This is a genomic window from Nocardiopsis sp. FIRDI 009, from assembly GCF_003386285.1.
Lineage (GTDB): Bacteria > Actinomycetota > Actinomycetes > Streptosporangiales > Streptosporangiaceae > Nocardiopsis.
The window spans coordinates 254,855-278,546 of sequence record NZ_QPNC01000008.1 but is presented as its reverse complement, the minus strand read 5'-3'; the positions used below and the strand labels follow the sequence as shown (position 1 = coordinate 278,546).

Here is a 23,692-nt window from a genome sequence, read left to right as displayed (position 1 = left end):
GCCGCGTATAGGTCGTATAACGACCGGCACGCGCGCCTGACCACCGGCGAGCGCGCCGTCCCGCACCGGGCCCAGACCACCGACGCCACTCCCTTACGGATACCTATGCCCGCCGAGCTCACCTTCGTCGCCCCTCGCCGCGCCCAGCCGCCGCGGCACCTCGCCGACCTCAGCCCCGAGGAGCGGGCCGAGGTCGTCGCGGGCCTGGGGGAGAAGCCCTTCCGTGCCAAGCAGCTCGCCAAGCACTACTTCGGCCACCTGGAGTCGGACACCTCGGCGATGACCGACCTGCCCGAGGCGTCCAGGGAGAGGCTGGGGGAGGCGCTGCTGCCGACCCTGCTCACACCGGTCCGGCACATCACCTGCGACAACGGGATGACCCGCAAGACCCTGTGGAGGGCCTTCGACGGGGTGATGTTCGAGTCGGTGCTCATGCGCTACCCGGACCGCGTCACCCTGTGCATCTCCTCCCAGGCCGGATGCGGCATGAACTGCCCGTTCTGCGCCACCGGGCAGGCGGGGCTCACCCGCAACCTGTCCACCGGCGAGATCGTCGACCAGGTGGTGGCCAGCGCCCGCGACCTGGCGCGCGGCGAGGTCGCCGGGGGGCCGGGCCGGATCAGCAACATCGTCTTCATGGGCATGGGCGAGCCCATGGCCAACTACAAGCGGGTGCTCCAGACGGTCCGCCGGATCACCGACCCGGTCCCCAACGGCCTGGGCATCTCCCAGCGCGGCGTCACGGTGTCCACGGTCGGGCTGGTGCCCGCGATCGAGAAGCTCACCGCGGAGAGGATGCAGGTGCGCCTGGCGATCTCCCTGCACGCCCCCGACGACGAGCTGCGTGACGAGCTGGTGCCGATCAACACCCGCTGGAAGGTCGCCGAGGTCCTGGACGCCGCGTGGCGGTACGCCGGGACCACCGGCCGCCGGGTGTCGATCGAGTACGCGCTGATCAAGGACATCAACGACCAGGCGTGGCGGGCCGACCTGCTCGGCGAGCTGCTCAAGGGCCACCTGGTGCACGTCAACCTCATCCCGCTCAACCCCACGCCGGGCTCCAAGTGGACGGCCTCGCGCCCTGAGGACGAGCGCGAGTTCGTCCGGCGGCTCCAGTCGCACGGGGTGTCGGTCACCGTCCGCGACACGCGCGGCCAGGAGATCGACGGGGCGTGCGGGCAGCTCGCCGCGGCCGAGCGCTGAGCGGCGCGACCGCCGGGACGGCCCCGTGACCGAGACCCTGCTGGCCTTCGTGGTCGCCGCCGTCTCCGGCCTGGTCCCGGTCATCAACATCGAGGTGTACCTGGTGGGCGCCGTCGCCCTGACCGACGACGGCGCCCTCACCGCGATGGCGGTCGCCGCCGGTCTGGGGCAGACCCTGGGCAAGCTGCCCTACTACTACGTGGGCCGGGGCACGATCTCCACGCCGTGGCTGCGCCGGAAGGCCCAGACCCCCGGACGCTGGACGGAGCGGGTGGCGCGCTGGCGGCGCAGGGCCGAGGAACAGCCGGTGTGGGGCGCCGGGCTGGTCGCGCTCAGCTCGTTCGCGAGTGTTCCGCCGTTCGTGGTGGTCTCGGTGCTCGCGGGTGTGGTGAGGCAGAGCGTCGTGGTGTTCTTCCTGGTCACGTGGGTCACCCGGACCGCCCGTTTCCTCGTGGTGGTGTTCGCGCCCGCCTGGGCGATGTCGTTCCTGCCGGGGTGACCCGGGGCGCCCCCGCTCACCGCGGACCGGGCGCCCGGTCGGCCAGGCGGACCAGGGCCGCGACCAGCTCCGGGCCGTGCACGAGCGCGGCGTCGTTGTGGTCGGCGCCCGCCACCACGACCTCCTCGACCAACCGCGGACTGGCGGCGGCCACCGCGCGGCTCTGCTCGGGCGGGACGATCCGGTCCTGTCCGCCGAGGACGACGGTCGTGGGGCGGTCGATCCGCGCCACGGTCGCGCGCACCGGGTACCGGTCCCGGAGCAGGGCCCGGACCGGCAGGAACGGGTAGTGGTGGGCGGCGACGTCGGCGAGCGAGGTGAACGGGGAGCGCAGCAGGAGGGCCGCGGGCGGACGCTCCGCGGCGAGCCCGCTGAGCACGGCGGCGCCGAGGCTCTCCCCGAGGTAGACGGTCCTGTCCGGGGTGTGCCCGAGCGCGACGAGGGCATCGGAGGCGGCCCGGGCGTCCGAGGCCAGGCCGCCCTCGGAGGGCCTGCCCGGGTTGCCGCCGTAGCCCCGGTAGTCGAAGAGGAGGACGGTGAACCCCTCGTCGGCCAGAGCGCGCGCCAGCGGAGCCCGGGTCTCCCGGTTACCGGAGTTGCCGTTGGCCACCAGCACCGCCGTGCCGCGGTCGGCGCCGCGCGGGGGGACCAGCCACGCGCCCAGTTCGAGCCCGTCGCCGGTGCGCAGGCGTAGGTCCCGCGCACCGGAGACGACCTCGGCGGCGGGTGGCGGCGCGCCGCCCGTGGGCAGGTAGACGAGCCAGCGCTGCATACCCCACATGAGACCTCCGAGCAGGATGAGGACGGTGGCGGCGGCGACCGCCACGGTGACGGCGCGGCGCGGCGCGCCCCGGTGTCGGCTCGCGCCGTCCGTCCCGGACACGGTGCCCCCTTCCACGGGTCCCTGTCGTAGGGAGTACCCGGTGCTCGCACCCGGGGCGGACGGGGCCGCACCCGGGGGCGAGCGACAGCGACCGCGGGCCGCTCAGGCGCCGACCAGGTCGCGGCGGCGGAAACCGCCCAGGCCCGCCGCGGCGGCGGCTCCGGCCACGGCCAGGACGGCGAGGAAGGGCACCGCGTCGAACTCCTCCGTCGGAGGCTGCGCCAGGAGCTGGAACGGACCGGCGTCCAGCAGCCACTCGGGCAGGTCCATGATCAGGCCGAAGACCGCCACGACCAGCCCGTAGCCGTACCAGGCCCACACCAGGCCGACCAGGCGCGGCGCGACCCCGAGCAGCAGGGTGGTCAGGCCGACGAACAGCAGCACCACGGGCAGTTGGGCGGCGCTCGCCTCGGCCACCGTGCGGATCCAGCCGGCGTCCTCGGTGACCAGACCCGCGCCGACCCCCATCGCCAGCCCGCCCAGGAGCAGCATCAGGGTCGCGGCCAGCACGCTGACCAGGACCGCCGACCCCATCCAGCGGATCCGGCCCACGGCGGCGGCCAGGGTCAGCTCGGCGCGTCCGGAGCTCTCCTCGGCGCGGGTGCGCAGGACGGACAGGACGGCGAAGGCGACCGTGGCCATCACCACGTAGAGGACGAGCATGCCGAGGAACCCCTCGGTCATGTTGGTCGCGTCCAGGCCCATGCGAGCCATGAGTTCGGGGTTCTGCCCGGCCATCACGTCGATCTCGGAGACGAGGGTGCCGAAGGACAGCGCGAACAGCGCCACGGCCGCCGTCCACACCGCGATCGACACGCGCTGCTGCCGCAGGTGCAGGGCGAACACCCCGGTGAGCAGGGGACCCGCCCCGGCAGGTCCCGGTCGTGCGGAGACCAGCCCGGCCCCCAGGTCGCGGCGGCCCGCCAGGGAGTAGGCGAGTGCGAACAGAACGGCGATGACCGGTGCGTACAGTGCCAGCGGCCACCAGCGCAGGTCGTCGAACATCCGGGTCTGCTGGGCCCAGGCGAAGGGCGAGAACCACGACGGGGCGCTGCCGCCGCGCTCGGCGATGTCGCCGACGACGCGGAACATGAACAGCACGCCCACGGCGAGGAAGGACAGCCCGCCGGCGCCGCGCGCGTGCTCGGACACCTGGGCGCACACGGCGGCGAGCGCCCCGAAGGTGATCCCGGCCAGCGCGACGCCCCCGCCGAAGGCCGCCGAGTCGGCCGCGGCCAGCCCGTTGCCCACCAGGACCAGGGTCAGGAGCCCCCCGATGACGGCGCAGACCAGGGCGTTGGTGGCGAGCGCGGCGGTCATCTGGGCGCTGGGGCCGAGCACGTTGGCGCGTAGCAGCTCGGCGCGCCCGCTCTCCTCCTCGGCCCGGGTGTGGCGGACCACGTGCAGGACGCTCATGACCGCCAGCGCGACCAGCAGGGTCTGGGTCATCTCGTTGGCGACCATCGCGCCGAGCCGGTACTCCTCCAGCCCGTATCCGGGCCCGCCGAAGACGATGCCGGTGGGCGTCGCCATGACGGCGGCGCGGGCCATCCGCTGCGCGGGCTCGGCGAACATCTCCGCCAGGGTCGGCACGGTCATGGCGAGCAGGCCGACCAGGGAGGCCGTCCAGACCGCCATCCGCAGCCGGTCGCGGCGCAGGACGAACCGGATCAGGTGTCCGGTCCCGGTGAGGGTGTTCACGCCGCGCCCCTCCCCGCACCGTTCCGGGCGGCCAGCTCGTCGCCGTAGTGGCGCAGGAACAGCTCCTCCAGGGAGGGCGGGTTGCTGACCAGCGAGCGGACGCCGAGTTCGGTCAGGGCGCGCAGGGCCTGATCCATCCGGTCGTTGTCGACGTCGAAGGTGACGCTGCCGCCGTCCACGGACAGGTCGTGCACGCCGGGCAGTCCGGCGAGCACGCCGGCGTCGCGGTCGGTGGTGGCGCGGACCGTGCAGCGGGTCAGGTGGCGCATCTCGTCGAGGGTGCCGGACTCGACAGTCCGCCCCCTGCGGATGATGGTCACGGTGTCGCAGAGCTTCTCGACCTCGGCCAGGATGTGGCTGGACAGCAGGACCGACCGGCCCTGGGCGCTGGCCTCGCGGACGCAGTCGGTGAAGACCGACTCCATGAGCGGGTCGAGCCCGGAGGTGGGCTCGTCGAGGATGAGCAGTTCGGCGTCGGAGGCCAGGGCGGCGACGAGGGCGACCTTCTGCCGGTTGCCCTTGGAGTAGGTGCGCGCCTTCTTGGTGGGGTCGAGCTCGAACCGGTCGAGCAGGTCCCGTCTGCGGACCGGGTCGACCGATCCGCGCAGCCGCCCGAGCAGGTCGATGGCCTGGCCGCCGGTGAGGTTCGGCCACAGCGCCACGTCGCCGGGCACGTAGGCCAGGCGGCGGTGCAGGTCGACGGCGTCCCGCCAGGGGTCGCCGCCGAGCAGTCGGGCGGTGCCGCCGTCGGCCCGGAGCAGGCCGAGCAGGACGCGGATGGTGGTGGACTTCCCGGCGCCGTTGGGGCCGAGGAACCCGGCCACCTGGCCGGGCTGGACGGTGAGGTCGAGGCCGTCGAGGGCCCTGACGCTTCCGAAGGACTTCTGCAGTCCGCGCACGTCGATCGCGGGTGAGGGCATGGGTGTCTCCTGGGGGGATGACGCGTGGGCGGTGGACGTGGTCGTGGGCGTGGCCGGTTCAGGACGGTTCCTCCGGCGGGTCGCTCACGTACAGGAGGTAGGCGTCGAGCATCGAACGGTCGGTGAACAGGCCCTCGGTGTACAGCTCCAGGGCCGGGAGGGTGAACTCCTCCGACCATTCGCGGATGACCCTGCGGAAGTCGACGTCGGGGCCGGGGTGGCGCAGGGTGATGAGCAACAGCAGCGACCCGCCGCCGGTCGCGGCGAGCCACCGGGCCCTGGCCTCGGGGTCCCGGCTCGGACGGACGGTGCCCGCCCTCACCCCGGCGTCGAGGTAGGTCTGGACGTCGGCGGCCATGTGCTCGTACAGGGTGCGGGCCAGGTCCCCTCCGGTCTGCAGGCACCGGAAGAGGAAGCCCAGGTACGGGGCGAACTCCTCGGCCTCGGCGAGGTGGTTCAGGACGGTTCTGTGGTCGGCGTCGGTGTCGGTGACGGAGGCGGTCTTGACCTCGCGGACGACGCGCGTGACGTGCTCCTCGCAGGCGGCGCGCAGTTTGGCTTTGCTGCCGAAGTGGTGCATGACGAGCGCGGGGGAGACCCCGGCGCGTTCGGCGATCTCGCGGACCGGGACGTCGAACCCCCGCTGTCCGAAGCAGTCGATGGCGGCGTCGCGGATGCGCGCGCGTGCGGTGAGGTCCTCCGCGCGGTCCGGCGGCCTCCGGGAAGGTGAATCCATGTTCACCAGACTAAACGCATGTTCAGTATGCTGGCAATGCGTTCAGCCGTCCGGGTTCGCCGAAGTGGGGGAACCGTCCCGCCCCGGTCCCCGTAGACTGCGGGGCACGGTCCGGGGCGCCCCAGACGCTCCGGCGTCGAGGAGGGAGGCACCCATGGTGCGGATCGCGGTCGCCCAGTTCGCGCCGGGCCAGGACAAGGCGGAGAACGCGCGCTCGGTCGCCGAACTGGCGGCGCGGGGCGCGGCCGAGGGCGCCGACGTCGTGCTGCTGCCCGAGTACACGATGTTCACCGCGCCGCGGACCGACCACCGGTACGTGAAGTCCGCCGAGCCCCTGGACGGTCCCTTCCTCTCCGCCGCCGCGGACACGGCCCGCGCGGAGGGCGTGCACCTGGTGCTGGGGGTCAACGAGGAGACCGTCGCCGAGGACGAGGCGGGCGAGGCCACCCACTTCGTCAACACGCTCGTCGCCCTCGGCCCGGACGGGGGGCGACGCGCGCTCTACCGCAAGATCCACCTCTACGACGCGTTCGGCGTCCGCGAGTCGGACGTGGTCCGCCCCGGGCCGATCGAGGAGCCGGAGACCTTCACCGTCGACGGCGTCGTCCTCGGTCTCCAGACCTGCTACGACCTGCGGTTCCCGGAGGTGACGCGGCGCATCGCCGACGCGGGGGCGCACGTGGTGCTGCTGGCCGCCCAGTGGGTTCCGGGTCCGTTGAAGGAGGACCACTGGCGCACGCTGGCGCGGGCGCGGGCGATCGAGAACACCGTCTACGTCGCGGCGGCGGGGCAGGCGGCGCCGTCGGGGTCGGGCGGGAGCATGGTGGTCGACCCGATGGGCACGCCGGTCGCCGCGCTGGGGGAGCAGCGCTTCGCGGTCGCCTCCGCGGAGGTTTCGGCCGCCCGGGTTGAGGAGGTTCGGACCGTCAATCCGGCCCTGTCGCTGCGCCGGTTCGCGGTTACGCCGCGCGAGCTGAGCTGAGGTCCCGTACCCCTACTACTCAGTAGGCATCGGGCAAACCAGATGAATCCACATCTCTCAACGGGGGTCTTCCCAGGGTTCGTTACTTAGGGTTATGATTTACGTGCACGGAGTGATTTGGATCGGTCCGGACACTTCCCAGTGCCGGGAGCCTCTGATTCGCTAAAGAGCCGGTAACTATCGGCCCGCCAGACTGTCCTAAACCACGGGGGGAGCAAGGACATTGCGCGGAACGAGCACGGTGTGTGCGACGAGTGCACGGCCTGACGACACGTCGGAAACCTACGTCTACGACCCGGAGGCGCTGACGGGGGCCCAGCGCATGGGGGACGCCTGCGCCGTCTGCCACACCCAGTGGCCCCGGCCCCGCCGGTTCCTGGGGCGGACGCCGGACGGATGCCACGTGTTCGGATGCCAGGAGTGCGCGGACCTCGTCGGCGCGGGGCCCGGAGCGGCCCCCGACCGGCCGGTGTACGCCGCCCGTTAGCCGACGCGGTCGCGCTCCGGGTCCAGGGGGAGAGTCGGACCCGGAGCGCTTCCGCCGACGCGCCCGCTTCCATGGGGAGGAGGGGAATTGAGCGCGTCCTTCCAGGATGGTCTCCGCGTCCTCCTCCGCGACCACTCCCGGTGAGGAGCGGTCGCCACCAACGATACTCCGTGTTGTCCGCGATCGACCGTCAGTAAGAGAGATCCGTCCCGATTTCCTGTTAGGCGGCCCTAACCGTTCGTGGGGAAGCCCAGGTTGACGCCGCCCTCCGGACGCTTGCCCGGGTCCGTCCAGCGGGCGGTGACCGCCTTGGTCCGGGTGTAGAAGTGCACACCCTCGGTGCCGTGCGCGTGCGAGTCGCCGAACAGCGACTGCTTCCACCCGCCGAACGAGTAGTAGGCCATCGGCACCGGGATCGGCACGTTGATGCCGACCATGCCGACCTGGATCTCGTTCTGGAACCTCCGTGCCGCGCCGCCGTCGTTGGTGAAGATCGCGGTGCCGTTGCCGTACCGGTTGTCGTTGATCAGCCGGACGGCCTCGTCGTAGTCCGACACCCGCACCACGCTCAGCACCGGACCGAAGATCTCGTCGCGGTAGCAGTCCATCTCCGGGGTGACGTGGTCCAGCAGCGACGGGCCGAGCCAGAACCCGTCGGACTCCCCGCCCAGAACCGGGTGCACGCGGCCGTCGATGGCCAGCGTCGCGCCCTGCTCGACGCCCGACTCCAGGTAGGAGGCCACCTTGTCCCGGTGCTCCCGGGTGACCAGCGGCCCCATCTCGCTGCGGTCGTCGTCGCCCGGACCCACGCGCAGCCGCTCGACCCGCTCGCGGATCCGCGCGATCAGCTCGTCGGCTACCGAGTCCACGACCGCGATCGCGGAGATGGCCATGCAGCGCTCACCGGCCGAGCCGAACCCGGCCGAGACCGCCGAGTCGGCGGCCAGGTCCAGGTCGGCGTCGGGCAGCACGACCATGTGGTTCTTCGCGCCGCCCAGCGCCTGCACGCGCTTGCCGTTCGCGGCGGCGCGGGAGTAGATGTACTGGGCGATCGGGGTCGAACCCACGAAGCTGACCGCCGCCACGTCCGGGTGCTCCAGCAGGCCGTCCACCGCGACCTTGTCGCCCTGGAGCACGTTGAACACCCCGTCGGGCAGCCCGGCCTCGGCCCACAGCTCGGCGAGCAGCAGGGACGCCGACGGGTCCTTCTCACTGGGCTTGAGCACGAAGGTGTTGCCGCAGGCGATCGCGACCGGGAACATCCACATCGGGACCATCGCCGGGAAGTTGAACGGGGTGATCCCGGCGACCACGCCCAGCGGCTGGAGGATGGAGTAGGAGTCCACGCCCGTGGACACGTTCTCGGAGTAGCCGCCCTTGAGCAGGTGCGGGATGCCGCAGGCGAAGTCGACGACCTCCAGGCCGCGCGCCACCTCGCCCGCGGCGTCGGAGACGACCTTGCCGTGCTCGGCGCTGATCGCCTCGGCGAGGCGGTCGCTGTTGGCGCGCACCAGCTCACGGAAGCGGAACAGGACCTGGACCCGCTTGGACAGCGACGTGTCGCGCCAGCCGGGGAAGGCCTCCCTCGCCGAGCGCACGGCGGCGTCGATCTCGGCCGGTCCGGCCAGGTCGACCGTGCCGGACACCTTGCCGGTCGCCGGGTTGTACACGTCCGCGCGGCGCTCCGCGGGACCCTGGTGGCGGGCTCCGCCGATCCAGTGGGTGACGTTCTCGCTCATGCGTTCCTTCTCCATCGAGTACCGGTCGTCCACAGGCGGCCAGCCCGGGACTGGCGCGCCCGCGGCGCACCGTGTTTGCTTGTTGACAAGGGGGCACAGCGGCCGCCGACCCCGTGCCGCCCCTCAGAACCCTCAGGCCTCGGCGTCGACCGCGCGCACCGCGTCCAGGAGCAGGTCGCGGCCCTCGGCCGCCTCCTCGGCGGACAGGGTCAGCGGCGGGGCCATCCGCAGCACGTTGCCGTGCACGCCGCCCTTGCCGACCAGCAGCCCGCGCTCACGCGTGGCCTCCAGGACCCGGCCGGCCAGCTCCGAGGACGGGGCGCCGGTGTCCGGGTCGACCATCTCCACCGCGAACATCAGACCCTTGCCGCGCACGTCGCTGACGCTGGGCAGGTCGGTCAGCGGGCGCAGACCGTCGATGATCAGCCCGCCCTGGCGCAGCGCGTTGCCCTGCAGGTCGTGCTCCAGCACGTAGTCGAGGGTCGCCCCGGCCGCCGCCATCGACACCGGGTTGCCGCCGAACGTGGCCACACCCAGCGCGTGCAGGCGGTCCATCAGGTCCCCGCGCGCCACGACGCCGCCGACCGCGAAACCGTTGCCCAGGCCCTTGGCGAAGGTCATCGCGTCCGGGGTGACACCGTGGTTGCCGATCCCGAAGAAGCTCGTCCCGGTGCGGCCCCACCCGGTCTGGACCTCGTCGGCGACGAACAGGATGCCGTGCTCGTCGAGGACCTCCTTGTAGGCGGCGTACAGGCCGTCCGGCGGCATCGCGAAGCCGCCCACGCCCTGGATCGGCTCGGCGATCAGACACGCGACGTTGGGCGCGGTGGTGTCCAGGACGTCGCGCAGGTCGGCGACGCAGGCGGTGATGTACTCCTGCTCCGACATGCCCCGGAAGGCCGGGGCGCCGCGGTCGGTGCCGTGCAGGTAGTGGACGTTGAGCGGCGACAGGGAGGAGTTCTTCCAGCCCCGGTTGCCGGTCACGGCCACGGTGCCGAACGAGCGGCCGTGGTAGCTGCCGCGCATGGCCAGCACCTCGTCGCTGCCGCGCGCGTAGGTCGCCAGGAGCAGGGCGGTCTCGTTGGCCTCGGTGCCGGAGTTGGTGAAGAAGACCTTGGCGTCGGGGATCCCGGACAGCCGGGCGATCTTCTCGGCCAGCTCGACCTGGCCGCGGATGAGGTAGAGGGTGGAGGTGTGCACGACACCCTTGGCGATCTGACGCTCCACGGCCTCGCGGACCTCGGCCACGTCGTAGCCGATCATGTTGGTCACGATGCCCGTGAAGAAGTCGAGGTAGGTGCGGCCCTCGGCGTCCGTGACGCGTGACCCCTTGCCGCTGACGATCTCCAGCGGGGTCTCGTAGTACAGGGGCAGCCAGGAGGGCATGACCGCGCGGTGGCGCGAGAGAAGTTCCGACATGACCCCAGTCTCGCCGCGCCCCCACCGGATGACCAGGATCACCATGTTGACAACATGGTGGCTGGTTTTACGGTGTGTAAGCCGCGACGGAAGACGCAGTTGCCGTGGTCAGATGGTCGGCCGCCGGTGCAGGATGTAAGGATCCAGGGTTCGGAACCTGACAGTGCGTCCTAGTATGGGAGGGTGCTTCCCACTCTCGCCGAGGTCCTCCAGCTGCCCGCCCTCCAACGCGCCCGCCCGCGCGTCGTGGTCGGCTCCGACCGGCTGGACGTCCCCGTGCGCTGGGTCCACATCGCCGAGGTCACCGACCTGGCCCACCTGCTGCGCGGCGGCGAGCTGGTGCTCAGCACGGGCATCGCCATGCCCGACGACCCCGACGCCCTGCGCCGCTACATCGACGACCTCGCCAACGCGGGGGTCAGCGGTATCGCGGTCGAGCTCGGCCGCAAGTACCACGCCGAACTCCCGCCCGCCTTCCTGGACGCCGCGCGCGACGCCGGGGTGCCCGTCGTCCTGCTCGACCGCGAGGCGCGGTTCGTCGAGATCACCGAGGCCGTGCACATCCGCGTCGTCAACGAGCAGCTGGAGGAGTTGCGCGAGTCGGAGAAACTGCACTCGGTCTTCACCCAGCTGTCGGTGGAGGGCGCCGACAGCGCCCAGATCCTGCACGAGGTCGCCCAGCTGTCCGGCTGCCCCGTGGTGCTGGAGAACCTCACCCACCAGGTCCTGGCCTGCGACCTCAACGGAGAGGACCCCGGCACGCTGCTCACCTCGTGGGAGAGCCGCTCACGCGCGATCCGCTCGGGCAGCCACACCGTCCACGCGCCCAGCACCGGCTGGCTGGTCACCACCGTCGGCGCGCGCGGCCAGGACTGGGGGCGCCTGATCCTCATCGTCGGCGCGAGCCCCACCCGGCGCCAGAGCATGCTCATCGAACGCGCCGCCACCACGCTGGCGCTCGGTCGGCTGCTGGAGCGCCACCAGGAGAGCCTGGAGCGCCAGACGCACCGCACGATCATCTCCGGCATCATCGACCGCGCCTACTCCGATCCGGAGGAGGCGCTGGTCAGGGCGCGCGCGGTCGGTGTGCCGCTCAAGGGGCGCGAACTGGTCGGGCTGGTCCTGCGACTGCGCGAGAGCGGGACCGGGCTGGCGGGGCAGGCCCGGCTGTCCGACACCGCCGAGGGCGCCGCGCGCGCCTGCCGCGAGCTGCGCCTGCCCGCGCTGGTGGGTTCGCTCGACGACCTGCGCGTGGGCATCCTGCTGCCGCTGTCCGGCAAGCAGCGGCTGGAGCCGACCCTGCACATGCTCGCCGACCGGGTGCGCAACGCGATCGGGGACGCCGCCGTGCTGGCCGTGGGTTCGTCGGCGGACGGCATCCGCGAGGTGCGCCGGTCCTTCCTGGAGGCGCGGCAGGTCGGCGACGTGGCCGTCCGCCAGAACGACCAGCGCCCCTTCTACCGGCTCCCCGACCTGCACCTGCGCGGGCTGCTGCACCTGTTCCGCGACGACGAGCGCCTCCAGACCTACGTCGAGCGCGAACTCGGTCCGCTGCTCGACCACGACGCCCGGCACGGTGACGACCTCACCGACATGCTCCGCCGCTACCTGGGCGCGGGACGCAACAAGGCGCTCGCCGCCAGCCGGGCCCACCTGTCCAGACCCGCCTTCTACGAACGGCTGCGGCGTATCTCCAACATCCTCGACGCCGACCTGGAATCCGTGGAGACCTGCCTGTCGCTGCACGTGGCCCTGTTGTCCCTGGACTCGGTGCGAGACGACCGCTGACCTGGGGAGACGCCGGGTTTCCCGGTTCGGTCCCCACCCGGGAAACACCCGTGCAGTAACGTGGAATCCGTCGTTGGCGGCTGACGCATCGGCGAATTCCACAAGTCCCCAGGCCAGAATTCATCGGATTCTTGCGGACGCAAGCGGAGGATCATGTGACCCACCAGGCGGACTCCGGTCCCGCACGCAGGAACAACGGCGTCGTCCTCGACGACACGGCCAAGCGCATCATCGAGCTCCTCCAGGAGGACGGGCGCCGGTCCTACGCCTCCATCGGCAAACTCGTGGGCCTGTCCGAGGCGGCGGTGCGCCAGCGCGTCCAGCGCCTCCTGGAGGCCGGGGTCGTCCAGGTGGTGGGCGTGACCGACCCGATGATGCTGGGCTTCAGCCGCCAGGCGATGATCGGCGTCCGCACCAACGGCGACCTCAACACGGCGGCCGACGCCATCTCCGACATCCCGGGCGTGGAGTACGTGGTGATCACCGCGGGCTCGTTCGACCTGCTGGTGGAGGTCGTCGCCGAGGACGACCCCCGGCTGCTGGAGATCCTGGCCGACATCCGCGCCATCGACACGGTGGACACCACGGAGACCTTCCTCTACCTCAAGCTCCGCAAGCAGACCTACGCCTGGGGCACGCGCTAGACGGAGCCCGGAGTGGCCCCGTCCGCGCCCAACGAGACGCGCGGACGGGGCCGTGCCTTGGCGAGATCACGGAGGACGCGGCATACCAGAGCCTGTTGCGTGCGGCCGTGATCGGGCGATGTCCGCCAAGGTGGTCCGTTCGGGCGGGGCGCTCCACGTCGTCGGGGAGCGCCCCGCACCGGTCAGAGCTGGGCGAAGGCCTCGTCGAGGATGTCCAGCCCCTCGTTCAGGAGCTCGTCGGAGATGACCAGCGGCGGCAGCATCCGGATGACGTTGCCGTAGGTGCCCGCGCTCAGCAGGATCAGACCCTGCTGGTGGGCGTGGGACAGCACCTTGCCCAGCGCCTCCGGGTTGGGCGTCTTGTCCCCGTCCTTGACCAGCTCGATCGCGACCATCGCGCCGCGGCCGCGCACGTCGCCGATGATGTCGTACTTGGCGGCCAGCTCACGCAGGCGGCCCAGCATCAGCTCGCCGATCCGGCGGGCGCGCTCGACCAGGCCGTCGGACTCGATGGCCTCCAGGGCGGCCAGCGCGGCGGCGCACGCGGCCGGGTTGCCTCCGTAGGTGCCGCCCAGACCGCCGCCGTGGACGGCGTCCATCAGCTCGGCGCGGCCGGTCACGGCGGCCAGCGGCAGACCGCCCGCGATGCCCTTGGCGGTGGTGATGAGGTCGGGGACGATCCCCTCGTGGTCGCAGGCGAACATGTCGCCGGTGCGGGCGAAACCGGTCTGGACCTCGTCGGCGACGAACACGATGCCGTTGGCGCGGCAGAAGTCCACGATCGCGGGCAGGAACCCGGCGCCCGGCTCGATGAAGCCGCCCTCACCCTGGATCGGCTCGATCACCACGGCGGCGACGTTCTCCGGGCCGATCTGCTTGGTGATCTGGTCGATGGCGGCCTTGGCGGCCTCGGGGCCGCAGTTCTCGGCGCCGGTCGCCCAGCGGTAGGGGTAGGCCATCGGCACGCGGTAGATCTCGCTCGCGAACGGCCCGAAGCCCTGCTTGTAGGGCATGTTCTTGGCGGTGAGGCCCATGGTGAGGTTGGTGCGGCCGTGGTAGGCGTGGTCGAAGACGACGACGGCCTGGCGGCCGGTGGCGCTGCGGGCGATCTTGACCGCGTTCTCCACCGCCTCGGCGCCGGAGTTGAGCAGGATCGAACGCTTCTCGTGGTCGCCCGGGGTGACGCGGTTCAGGGCCTCGCACACGTCCACGTACGCCTCGTACGGGTTGACCATGAAACACGTGTGGGTGAACCGGCCGAGCTGCTCGGCGGCGCGCTCGACGACGCGCGGGTCGGCGTTGCCGACGTTGGTCACCGCGATGCCGGAACCGAAGTCGATCAGGGCGTTGCCGTCGATGTCCTCGACGATCCCGCCGCCCGCGCGCTCGACGTAGACCGGCAGCACGCTGCCGACGCCCTGGGCGACCGCCGCCGACCGGCGCTCCTGGATCGCGCGGCTCTTCGGGCCGGGGATCTCCGTGACGATCCGACGTGACTGGACGACCTCGGACGTGGCCATGCGGCTGCCTCCTGTGAACGGGCTCGGGTGAGGGAGTCGATCCGACTGCCATGACCTTAGGCGGCACGGAACGGGTCATACATGGACACGGTGGATAATTGATCCAGGGACCTGCGCCAATGCGGCGCGCGACACGTGGACGGAGGGAGAACGGATGCCCCCGACCCTGGGCGCCCTGCTACGGACGCCGCGTCTGCGGCTGCGCCTGCTCAACGGCGAGGACCAGCTGGACCGGCGGGTCGCGTGGGTCGCGGTCAGCGAACTCACCGACCCCACCCCCTACCTGGCCGGGGGCGAACTCGTCCTGACCACCGGGGTCCGCTGGGCGGACAGCGACCCCGACCACCGCGACTACGTGCGCCGACTGGCCGAGCGGCGGGTGGCCGGGCTCGGGTTCGGGGTGGGCGTCGTCCTGGACGAGACCCCCCGCCCCCTGCGCGAGGCCGCCGCCGAGTTCGGGGTCCCCCTGGTCGAGGTCGCGCGGGAGACGCCGTTCATCGCGGTGGGCAAGGAGGTCTCCCGGCTGCTGGCCAAGGAGGAGTACGAGGGGCTCACCCGCGCCTTCGCGGCGCAGCGCGAACTCACGCGGGCGGCGCTGTCCGGGGCTCCGGAGATCGTCGACCGCCTCGCCCGCGACCTCGGCGGCCGGGTGCTCCTGCTCGGCGAGGACGGAGCCGTCAGACACGCGGCGCCCCCGGGCGCGCGACGGCACGCGGCCGTGGTCGCGGGCGAACTGCCCCGACTCCGCGAGGCGGGCGTGCGCGCCAGCGCCTCCGTGGAGTCGTCGGGCGAACGGGTGTCCGTCCAGCCCCTGGCCACGGGGCGGCGCGTGCGCGGTTACCTCGCCGTGGGGACCGCCGGACCCCTGGGATCGGACGAGCGCACCCTGGTCAACGCCGCGGTCTCCCTGCTCTCGCTCGAACTGGAACGCGGTGGTCGGGGCGCCTCCGCCCAGGTGGGGGAGGGCGTCCTCGTGGCCTTGCTGACCGGTGCGCTGGACCCGGGCCACGACGGTGCGGCCCCGCTGCGCGCGATGCTCCCGGACGAGCCGGTGGTGGTGGGCGTGGGCGACGCCGCCGGGGCGACCCACCCGCCCGAGGGCGTCCTCGTCGCCGAGCACGAGGGGCGCGCCCTGCTGCTGGCCGGGGCCCCGGCCCCGGGCGGCGTGATCCGCGAGGTGCTGGAGGGCCCGATCGGGGTGAGCGAGCCCGTGCTCTACGCCGACCTGGACACCGGCCTGGCCGCGGCCGAACACGCGCGCAGCGTCGCCCGGGAGGGGGACGGCGGTGTGGTGCGCGCGGGCGATCTGCCCGGCGGGCTGCTCGGCCTGGCGGAGACCCCGGTGGGGGTGCGCATGGCCGAGGACCTCCTCGCGCCGCTCACCGGCCAGCGCACGGGGGCCGAACTCCTGTCCTCGCTCCGCGCCTACCTGGCCAGTTCGGGCCGGTGGGACGCCGCGGCCGAGTCCCTGGGCATCCACCGGCACACCCTCCGCTACCGGATGACCCGCATCCGGGACCTGCTCCCCGGGGACCTCGACGACCCCGACTACCGGGCGGAGCTGTGGATCGCCCTGCGCGTGCTCGGGGTCGGGTGAGCCGTGTTCGCCCCGGGCCTGAGCTTTGGCCCGGGTTCGGGCACCTCGGGCCTGCGCTGCTCTTCGGCCCGCCCGTCGCCCTCCACCACCCTCAACGGACGCCTGCGGCGCGGTTCCTCCCCGCCCGGGGCGCCCTGGCCCGCGCGGCGGACACGAACCGCACAGGCGTTCGTCACCCAGCGTGAAAGTCGGGGGCGGTTTCCCCGTTCGGCCGGTCCAACCCCTCTCCTTCCACGACAATGGGCGTTGCTAGCGGGCGGTAATCACCCGATCACGGGGTGGCGGACCGGGGGGCGACGTGAGGTCACTGCGCGACGACGAACAGCAGATCGGCGGGCCGGACGGGCCCGGAGGGGTCGCCGGGGCGCCGGGCCCCGTCACCACCCAGGTCGGCCGGTCCGGGGTGGGGGCGGCCTCGCTGCGCTGGAAGCCCCCGATCGACCACGACGAGGTCCGTTCCGTCCTCGCCTACCTGCGCGCCTGCCTGAGCCGCGAGGCCGTGCACGCCCACGTCGTGCGACCCCACGACCTCGACTCCGACTCCTGCGCCTGCCTCCCGCCCGGCCCCGAACTCCTGTTCAGCGGCGCCCGGGACACCGTGCCCCTGCAACCGGCGGCGGCCCGGGTCCTGCATCTGGCCCAGACGCGCGGTCAGGCCCTCCGGTACGGCTACCCGTTGGTGGTCCTGGGGCAGGGGGACGACCGCGTCGCACTCCCGCTGCTCACCACGGACGTGCGCGCCGTGGACGAGCTCGACGGGCTCCCGCGCGAGCTCGGCCCGCGCCCCGAGACCGGGGCCGCGGTCCGCGCCGTCGGCCCGCCCGACGTCAACGCCGCCCTCCTCGCCCGGCTCGGCATCACCGACCCCGACGACCTGTTCGAGCTGCGCACCCGCCTGCGCACCGGAGCCCCCGACACGGTGCACCGCCCGGCGGCCGTCGCCGACCTCGCCGTGAAGGTGCGCACCCTGCTCTCCCGGCTGGAGGTCGAACGGATCGACGACATCGACCCCCTCGGCGCCCGGGGGCGGCCGACCGCCCCGGCCAACGGGGCCCACAACGTCGCCGTGCTCTTCCGCGCGGGCCCCGGCGGACAGCCCGACGGGGACGACCACGCACCCGGCTCCGTCGAGGGCGTCCTCGCCGACCTCGACCCCTCCGACCGGGACGGGCTCGACCCCGAGGCTGCCGTCAGCACCGCCCTGGAACCCTTCCTCGGCCGGTCCGCCAACGCCCGCCCCCTCCACCCGGACCAGGGCCGCCCCCCGACCGGGCGGACCGCCCGCAGGCCGCCCGCCCCCGTCACCCGGGAGCCGCAGGACACCGCCGCGGTGGTCCCCGTCTCAGCCGCGCCGCTCAACCAGTCCCAGTACGCGGTGCTGAGCGCCGCCATGCGCGACCAGCTCACCGTGGCGGCCACCCCGCCCGGCAGCGGCGCCCACGACCTGGTCGACGCCCTCGTCCGCACCGCCGTCAGCAACGGCCAGCGTGTCCTGCTCTGCGCGCGCACCGAGGGCGACCTCGCAGAGATCACCCGTCGCGCCGCCGTCGCGCCGGGCCACCCCGTCGTCCGCGTCGGCGGCCCCGAACACCGCGCGGCCGAGATCCGCCAGCTCAACCGGCTGCTGATCGACCACGCCGGGGCCTCGCCCCCGCCCGTGCCCGACACCCCCGACGGCGAACCCGCCTCGCACCGGGAAGACCTGGCCCACGACTGGGCGCGCGTCCGCCAGGCGTGGCGGGCCATGGACGTCATGGCCTCCGGCGGGCACGCGCTCGCCCGGCTCGCCGAGGAACGCGGCCGCAGCATCGCGTGCGGCTGGGACCCCGACGCCCTGTTCACCCCCGAGCGCGGCGGCCCCGAGTACTGGCTGCACCGGGCCGAACGGGCGGGGGCGGGCGGGTTCGTCGGCCTCCAGCACCGGGCCGCCATCCGTCGGGAACTGGGGGTGAGCACCGACCCCGACAGCCTGGCCCGGCTGTGCGCGGTCGCCCGCATGGAGAGCGAGTGGCGGTCGGCGGTCGACCAGCGAACCCGCTGCGCCCCGCTCGGCGAGCTCACCAGCGCCCTGGCCGACGCCCTGGCCGGACACCGCAGGTCCAGCTCCGCCTGTCTGAGGGCGGCCACCGAACCGAGGCTCTGGCGCGGCCGGGCGGCGATCGAGAACCGCCTGGAGACCCTCAACTGGCACCACGGCACCGGCTGGCCGGGTGTGTCCAACCTGTTGGACACACTGCCCACGTGGATGTGCCGCACCGACCAGGTCCGCGCCCTGCCGCCGCAGGCCGCACTCTACGATCTGGTGATCGTGGTGGGGGCCGAGCGCACCCGGGCCGCCGAGGTGCTGCCCGCCCTCTACCGCGCGAGCCGGGCCGTCGTGCTCGGCGACCCCGCCCACCCGGGCCCGATGAGCGTGCTGGAGCCCGCCGAGGAGCGCCGGGCCCTGGCCGCCGCGGGGATGACCGCCGACCAGCTCGACGACCGGGGGCTGCGGCACGGGTCGGGGTCGGCGCTGCGGGCCGCCTACAAGGCCGCGCCGCCGCTGCTGTGGCTGGACGAGCACACGGGGGCGGCCCCGCCGCTCGCCGAGGCCGCCTCCCGGCACTGCTACGGGGGGCGGATCTCCGTCCGGACGGTCCCCGACCCGGCGGGCGGCCCCGTCTTCGAGTGGCACGACGTCCCCGGCACGTGCGAGGCGGCGCCCGGCGCCTCCTACGTCAACCGGGACGAGGCCTACCGCGTGGCGGTGGTGGTCGACGAGCTCGACGCCGAACTGCCCCCCGGCCAGGTGATCGCCGTGGTCGCCCCGACCCAGCCGCAGGTGGCGCTCATCCGCCGCCAACTCCGCCACCGCGACCCCCGCCACGACGTGCGGGTCGGCGGCCCCGACCTGCTCGACTGCGACCGGGACGCCGCCGACGTCACCGTCCTGTCGCCGATGCTGGCGGCCGCGGCCCCCGCCATCGCCGAACGCAGGGTGCTACGGATGATCCACCTGTGGTCGTCGGTGCTCACACGCACGCGCCGCCGGCTGGTGGTGGTCGGCGACCGCGGGTACTGGGTCGGCGGTGACGGGCCGCTGGCCGAGCTGGACACCCTGGTGTCCGGCGCGCGGACGGTGGCCGGGACCGACGCCGCCAGGGACGCCCTGGTGGACGAGCTGCGGGGCGCGGGCACCTCGGTGACCCTGCTCCAGACCGTGCAGGGCTGGACGGCGGACCTGGTCGTGCGCTTCGCCGCCCGGCGCCTGATCATCCTGCTCGACCGGGAGCCCGACGGGCGCGCCCTGCGCCATCTGGTCGTCCGGGGTGAGGCGCTCAACCGGGTCACCGGGGACCCCGTGGTCCTCGTCCCCGCCTGGCGGTGCCTGGCCGACCCCCGCGCCCTGGTCGAGGAGATCCTCGCCGCCTACTGACCGCGGGGCCGCCCCCGCCGCTCGGCCGCGCGGAACCCGTCCCGGGGGCGGGAGCGGCGGACTACGCTGATCGGAGCACGATGTCCGGGTCGCGGTGGTTCGTCCGCGCCCCGGGGCGCGGAGGGGAGAACACGGGTGCCTGAGGGCCACACGCTGCACCGGTTGGCGGCGCACTTCGACAAGACCTTCGGCGGCGGCGCGGTGCGCGCCTCCAGCCCGCAGGGCCGGTTCGCCGACGGAGCCGCGCGGGTGGACGGCCGGGTGCTCACCGAGAGCGAGGCACACGGCAAGCAGCTGTTCCTCGGCTTCGACTCGGGGGAGTGGCTGCGCGTGCACCTGGGCCTGTACGGGGCGTGGACCTTCGGCGACGCCGACGGCGAACGCCACCTGGGCGCGCCCCGCACCGAGGGCGCGGGCCGCCGCGCCCTGGAACGGGACGCCGAGGGCTTCGTCGTGCCGCCCGCTCCCACGGGCACCGTGCGCGCCCGGCTCGTGAACACCTCCGGCTGGGCCGACCTGCGCGGACCCTCGGCGTGCGAGGTGATCACCGAGGACGACAAACGCGCGGTCCAGGACAGGCTGGGACCCGACCCCCTGCGCGCCGACGCCGACCCCGAGCGGGCGTGGCGGACGGTGAGCCGCTCCCGGAGCAGCGTCGCGGTGCTGCTCATGCGGCAGGACGTCATCGCGGGCATCGGCAACATCTACCGGGCCGAGTCCCTGTTCCGGGCGGGGATCGACCCGCTCACCCCGGGCCGCGACCTCACCCGGGAGCAGTGGTCCGCGCTCTGGGCCGACCTGGTGTCCCTGCTCCGCGACGGTGTGCGCGACGGCTACATCATCACCACCCGTCCCGAGCACCGCCCCGACCCCGACGCCCGCCCGGTGCCCCGGCCGGACACGCTGTACGTGTGCTACCGCACGGGTGAGCCGTGCCGCGTGTGCGGGTCCCCGATCGCCGCCTCCGACCTGGCCGGACGCACCCTGTACTGGTGCCCCGGCTGCCAGCGCTGACCCGGAACCGCACACTTCTCGGCCCCGGTGGCGTAGACTCCCAGCCGCGTTCTTAACCGGTTCAGCTTTCACGTGTGCATGGGGGTGCGTTGGGGTCTCAGATGCGACGGCCGACCATCGTGGACATCGCCCGGGTGGCCGGGGTGTCCAAGGGGGCGGTGTCCTACGCGCTCAACGGCAAGCCGGGGGTGTCCGATCGGACGCGTCAGCGCATCCTGGACATCGCCCGCGACCTGGGCTGGGCCCCGAGCGGCCCCGCGCGCGCCCTGTCGCCCGGGGGCCGGGTCGGCGCGGTGGGGCTGGTCGTCGACCGCCCCGCGCCCGCCCTGGGCGTCGAGCCGTTCTTCATGCAGCTGGTGTCGGGGATCGAGACGGAGCTGACCGCGGCCGGGGTGGACCTGCTGCTCCACGTCACCGAGGACCAGGCGGAGGAGTTGGCCGCCTACCGGCGGTGGGCCGCCGAGCGGCGCGTGGACGGGGTGATCATGGTCGACCTGCGCACGGACGACCCCCGGGTCGCGGCCCTGGAGGAGCTGCCGCTGCCCGCGGTCGTCCTCGGCGGCCCGGAGGGCGTGGGCGGGCTGCCCTGTCTGCACTCCGACGAGACCGCCGCGATGCGTGAGGTGGTGCGCTACCTGGCCGCTCTCGGTCACCGCAGGATCGCGCGGATCGCCGGTCCGGAGGGTTTCCGGCACACCCGGGACCGGACCCGGGCCTTCCGAGAGGCGGCGGGCGAGGCCGGGCTGGCGGAGACGCGCACGGTGTACGCCGACTACACCGGCGAGGCGGCCACCCGGGCCACGCGCAGGCTCCTGGCCCTGGCGGAGCGGCCCACCGCGCTGGTCTACGACAACGACCTGATGGCCGTCGCGGGTCTCGGCGTGGCCCGGGAGATGGGCGTGGACGTCCCCTCCCGGCTGTCCATCGTGGCCTGGGACGACTCCGTCCTGTGCGGCCTGGTGCGCCCCTCGCTGACCGCCGTCGTCCGGGACACCGTCGCGTGCGGGCGCGAGGCGGCGCGGATGCTGCTCGGGAGGGTCGAGGGCGAGGCGGTCGCGAGCCGCCAGGCCCCGCCCGGGGAGCTGCACCCGCGCGCGAGCACCGGTCCGCTCGCCCCCTGAGGGGTGTTCCGGGGCGCCGTCTCCGGGGCGGATGCGCAGGTCCTCCCGTTACAAGCGGATAACGCCCGTGCTGCTGGGGATTGACGGGTATGACGCGGACATGCTGTTGTGGACGTCACTTACCCGGTTCAGCAACGGCCTTCCGCGCCCCAGATTGGGAGCGCTCCCACCCTGCCGTGCGACGGAGGGACCACCCCCACCCGAAGGCCGACCGGGGTCGAAGGAGGAGTCGTGATGAGAGCTCTGCGGGTTCCGGCCGCTCTCACGGCGTTGGCCCTGGCGGCCACGGCGTGTTCGGGCAGCGGCGGAGAAGAGGGAGGCTCGGGTGCCTATCCCCGGAACGAGACCCTGTACACCTCCGGCACCGCCTGGGGGCCGCCGGTCAGCTGGAACCCGTTCATGCGGGGCCAGTACGCGGTCGGCACCATCGGCCTGGTCTACGAACCGCTCTTCCTGTTCGACCCGATGGAGAACGAGTACATCCCCTGGCTCGCCGAGAGCGACGAGTGGGCCGCCGAGGACGTCCACGTGATCACCCTCCGCGAGGGGATCCAGTGGACCGACGGCGAGACCCTGGACGCTCAGGACGTCGTCACCACCCTCGAACTCGGCCAGATGGACGCGGTCCCCTACAGCAACGTGTGGGACTACGTCGAGAGCGTCGAGGCGACCGACGACCGGACGGTCACCGTCACCTTCTCGGAGCCCCGCCCGCAGGAGTGGATGAACTGGGCCTACGCGAACCCGATCGTCCCCGACCACATCTGGGCCGACAGCGGTGAGGACGACCTCGTCGACAGCCCCAACGAGGACCCGGTCGGCACCGGACCCTACGTCTACTCCGACCACGCCGACGACCGCATGGTCTGGGAGCGCAACGACGACTGGTGGGCGATCGAGCAGCTCGACCTGGACATGGACGCCCGCTACATCGTCGACATCGTCAACGCCTCCAACGAGGTGACGATGAACATGCTCGCCCAGGACGAGCTGGACCTGTCGAACAACTTCCTGCCCGGCATCGACCAGCAGCTCCGCAGCGACGAGACCCTCACCAGCTTCTACGACGGCCCGCCCTACATGAAGAGCGCCAACACCGCCTGGCTGGTGCTCAACCACGACCGCGAGCCGATGAACGACGTGGTCTTCCGCCAGGCGCTCGCGCGGGCCATCGACATCGACCAGATCATCGGGGGCCCCTACTCCAACCTGGTGGAGGCGGCCAACCCCACCGGCCTGCTCCCGAGCTGGGACCGGTACATCGACCACGAACTGGTCGCCGAGGCCGAGATCGGCTACGACCCCGACGAGGTCGTCGGCATGCTGGAGGAGGCCGGGTACCTGGACGAGGACGGCGACGGCTTCGTCGAGACGCCCGACGGCGACCCCATCGAACTGACCCTCATCGTCCCCTCCGGCTGGACCGACTGGATGGAGGCCGCGCGCCTCATCGCGGAGAACGCCCAGGCGGTCGGCATCAACGTCGAGGCGGAGTTCCCCGAGTTCGACCTGCTGGTGGACAACCGCAACTCCGGTGAGTTCGACATGCTCATCAACAACGAGCGCCAGCAGAGCAACACGCCCTGGACCTACTACGACTACCTCTTCCAGCTGCCGGTCCAGGAGCAGCAGACCACCGTCAACTTCGGCCGGTACGAGAACGAGGAGGTCTGGGAGCTGGTCGAGGAGTTCGCCGCCGTCCCGACCGACGACGTGGAGACCGCCGCCGAGATCAGCTCGCGGATCCAGGAGATCCAGCTGGCCGAGATGCCCGCCATCCCGCTCTGGTACAACGGCCTCTGGTCGCAGACGAGCAACGTGTACTGGACCAACTGGCCGAGCGAGCACGAGGACACCCCGAACTCCGCCGCCAGCCTCTGGAACGGCTGGCTGGAACTGGGCGGTGTGCTCACGCTCGCCGAGATCGAGCCGGTCGGCTAGCGGGCGCCCGAACCCCCACGGGGTGGGAGCGCTCCCCTTCCCGCCCCTCCCCGGCCCGGTCGGCCCCGGCGCACACGGCCGAC

At 73.0% G+C, this 23,692-nt stretch carries 18 protein-coding genes; 11 read left to right on the top strand and 7 right to left on the bottom strand.

The window, feature by feature from the left end:
- Nucleotides 1-105: 105 nt before the first annotated feature.
- Complete coding sequence (gene rlmN, locus DVR05_RS06300) at nucleotides 106-1,203, top strand: 23S rRNA (adenine(2503)-C(2))-methyltransferase RlmN (RefSeq protein WP_116244851.1); 1,098 nt, start codon at nucleotides 106-108, stop codon at nucleotides 1,201-1,203.
- A gap of 25 nt (nucleotides 1,204-1,228) precedes the next feature.
- A complete protein-coding gene (locus tag DVR05_RS06295) occupies nucleotides 1,229-1,702 on the top strand; it encodes a VTT domain-containing protein (RefSeq protein WP_116244850.1) in 474 nt (157 codons plus the stop codon).
- A 16-nt stretch (nucleotides 1,703-1,718) separates the two neighbouring features.
- Here DVR05_RS06295 and DVR05_RS06290 read toward each other — a convergent pair whose 3' ends face one another.
- The 4 genes from DVR05_RS06290 to DVR05_RS06275 form a co-directional block, all read right to left on the bottom strand.
- Nucleotides 1,719-2,585, bottom strand: coding sequence for an alpha/beta hydrolase (locus DVR05_RS06290; RefSeq protein ID WP_232832011.1), 867 nt, complete (start codon nucleotides 2,583-2,585; stop codon nucleotides 1,719-1,721).
- A 102-nt stretch (nucleotides 2,586-2,687) separates the two neighbouring features.
- A complete protein-coding gene (locus DVR05_RS06285; protein WP_116244849.1) occupies nucleotides 2,688-4,286 on the bottom strand; it encodes an ABC transporter permease in 1,599 nt (532 codons plus the stop codon).
- A complete protein-coding gene (locus DVR05_RS06280; protein WP_116244848.1) occupies nucleotides 4,283-5,206 on the bottom strand; it encodes an ABC transporter ATP-binding protein in 924 nt (307 codons plus the stop codon). The genes DVR05_RS06285 and DVR05_RS06280 overlap by 4 nt, the downstream gene beginning before the upstream one ends.
- Before the next feature lie 58 nt (nucleotides 5,207-5,264).
- A complete protein-coding gene (locus DVR05_RS06275; RefSeq protein ID WP_198659062.1) occupies nucleotides 5,265-5,942 on the bottom strand; it encodes a TetR/AcrR family transcriptional regulator in 678 nt (225 codons plus the stop codon).
- A gap of 154 nt (nucleotides 5,943-6,096) precedes the next feature.
- Between DVR05_RS06275 and DVR05_RS06270 the strand changes: the two genes are divergently transcribed.
- Nucleotides 6,097-6,924 carry a carbon-nitrogen hydrolase family protein gene (locus DVR05_RS06270; RefSeq protein ID WP_116244846.1) on the top strand — a complete coding sequence of 276 codons (828 nt, stop codon included), beginning with the start codon at nucleotides 6,097-6,099 and terminating at the stop codon, nucleotides 6,922-6,924.
- 241 nt (nucleotides 6,925-7,165) lie between these two features.
- Nucleotides 7,166-7,411: a hypothetical protein gene (locus DVR05_RS06265; RefSeq protein WP_116244845.1), complete on the top strand. Its 246-nt coding sequence runs from the start codon at nucleotides 7,166-7,168 to the stop codon at nucleotides 7,409-7,411.
- A 230-nt stretch (nucleotides 7,412-7,641) separates the two neighbouring features.
- Here DVR05_RS06265 and DVR05_RS06260 read toward each other — a convergent pair whose 3' ends face one another.
- Together DVR05_RS06260 and DVR05_RS06255 are read right to left on the bottom strand one after the other, a co-directional pair.
- Complete coding sequence (locus tag DVR05_RS06260; protein ID WP_116244947.1) at nucleotides 7,642-9,150, bottom strand: CoA-acylating methylmalonate-semialdehyde dehydrogenase; 1,509 nt, start codon at nucleotides 9,148-9,150, stop codon at nucleotides 7,642-7,644.
- 132 nt (nucleotides 9,151-9,282) lie between these two features.
- A complete protein-coding gene (locus tag DVR05_RS06255; RefSeq protein WP_116244946.1) occupies nucleotides 9,283-10,569 on the bottom strand; it encodes an aspartate aminotransferase family protein in 1,287 nt (428 codons plus the stop codon).
- A gap of 183 nt (nucleotides 10,570-10,752) precedes the next feature.
- On the opposite strand from DVR05_RS06255, the gene DVR05_RS06250 reads away from it, so the two are divergent.
- Nucleotides 10,753-12,357, top strand: coding sequence for a PucR family transcriptional regulator (locus DVR05_RS06250; RefSeq protein WP_116244844.1), 1,605 nt, complete (start codon nucleotides 10,753-10,755; stop codon nucleotides 12,355-12,357).
- A gap of 155 nt (nucleotides 12,358-12,512) precedes the next feature.
- Nucleotides 12,513-13,001 (top strand): Lrp/AsnC family transcriptional regulator, encoded by a 489-nt coding sequence (locus DVR05_RS06245; RefSeq protein WP_116244843.1) that lies wholly within the window; start codon nucleotides 12,513-12,515, stop codon nucleotides 12,999-13,001.
- Nucleotides 13,002-13,183: 182 nt separating this feature from the next.
- Here DVR05_RS06245 and gabT read toward each other — a convergent pair whose 3' ends face one another.
- A complete protein-coding gene (gene gabT, locus DVR05_RS06240) occupies nucleotides 13,184-14,521 on the bottom strand; it encodes a 4-aminobutyrate--2-oxoglutarate transaminase (protein WP_116244842.1) in 1,338 nt (445 codons plus the stop codon).
- A gap of 154 nt (nucleotides 14,522-14,675) precedes the next feature.
- Here gabT and DVR05_RS06235 point away from each other — a divergent pair, with 154 nt between their 5' ends.
- The 5 genes from DVR05_RS06235 to DVR05_RS06215 all read left to right on the top strand — a co-directional run bounded on the left by DVR05_RS06235 (nucleotide 14,676) and on the right by DVR05_RS06215 (nucleotide 23,609).
- Entirely contained in the window at nucleotides 14,676-16,118 is a 1,443-nt protein-coding gene (locus tag DVR05_RS06235) for a PucR family transcriptional regulator (protein WP_116244841.1), read from the top strand.
- Nucleotides 16,119-16,416: 298 nt separating this feature from the next.
- Nucleotides 16,417-19,533: a DEAD/DEAH box helicase gene (locus DVR05_RS06230; RefSeq protein WP_116244840.1), complete on the top strand. Its 3,117-nt coding sequence runs from the start codon at nucleotides 16,417-16,419 to the stop codon at nucleotides 19,531-19,533.
- Nucleotides 19,534-19,668: 135 nt separating this feature from the next.
- The gene (locus DVR05_RS06225; RefSeq protein ID WP_116244839.1) at nucleotides 19,669-20,547 is read left to right on the top strand and encodes an Fpg/Nei family DNA glycosylase; all 879 of its coding nucleotides are present in this window, start codon (nucleotides 19,669-19,671) and stop codon (nucleotides 20,545-20,547) included.
- A 101-nt stretch (nucleotides 20,548-20,648) separates the two neighbouring features.
- The gene (locus DVR05_RS06220; protein ID WP_116244838.1) at nucleotides 20,649-21,668 is read left to right on the top strand and encodes a LacI family DNA-binding transcriptional regulator; all 1,020 of its coding nucleotides are present in this window, start codon (nucleotides 20,649-20,651) and stop codon (nucleotides 21,666-21,668) included.
- A gap of 234 nt (nucleotides 21,669-21,902) precedes the next feature.
- Nucleotides 21,903-23,609, top strand: coding sequence for an ABC transporter substrate-binding protein (locus tag DVR05_RS06215; protein WP_116244837.1), 1,707 nt, complete (start codon nucleotides 21,903-21,905; stop codon nucleotides 23,607-23,609).
- The last annotated feature ends 83 nt before the right edge of the window (nucleotides 23,610-23,692 follow it).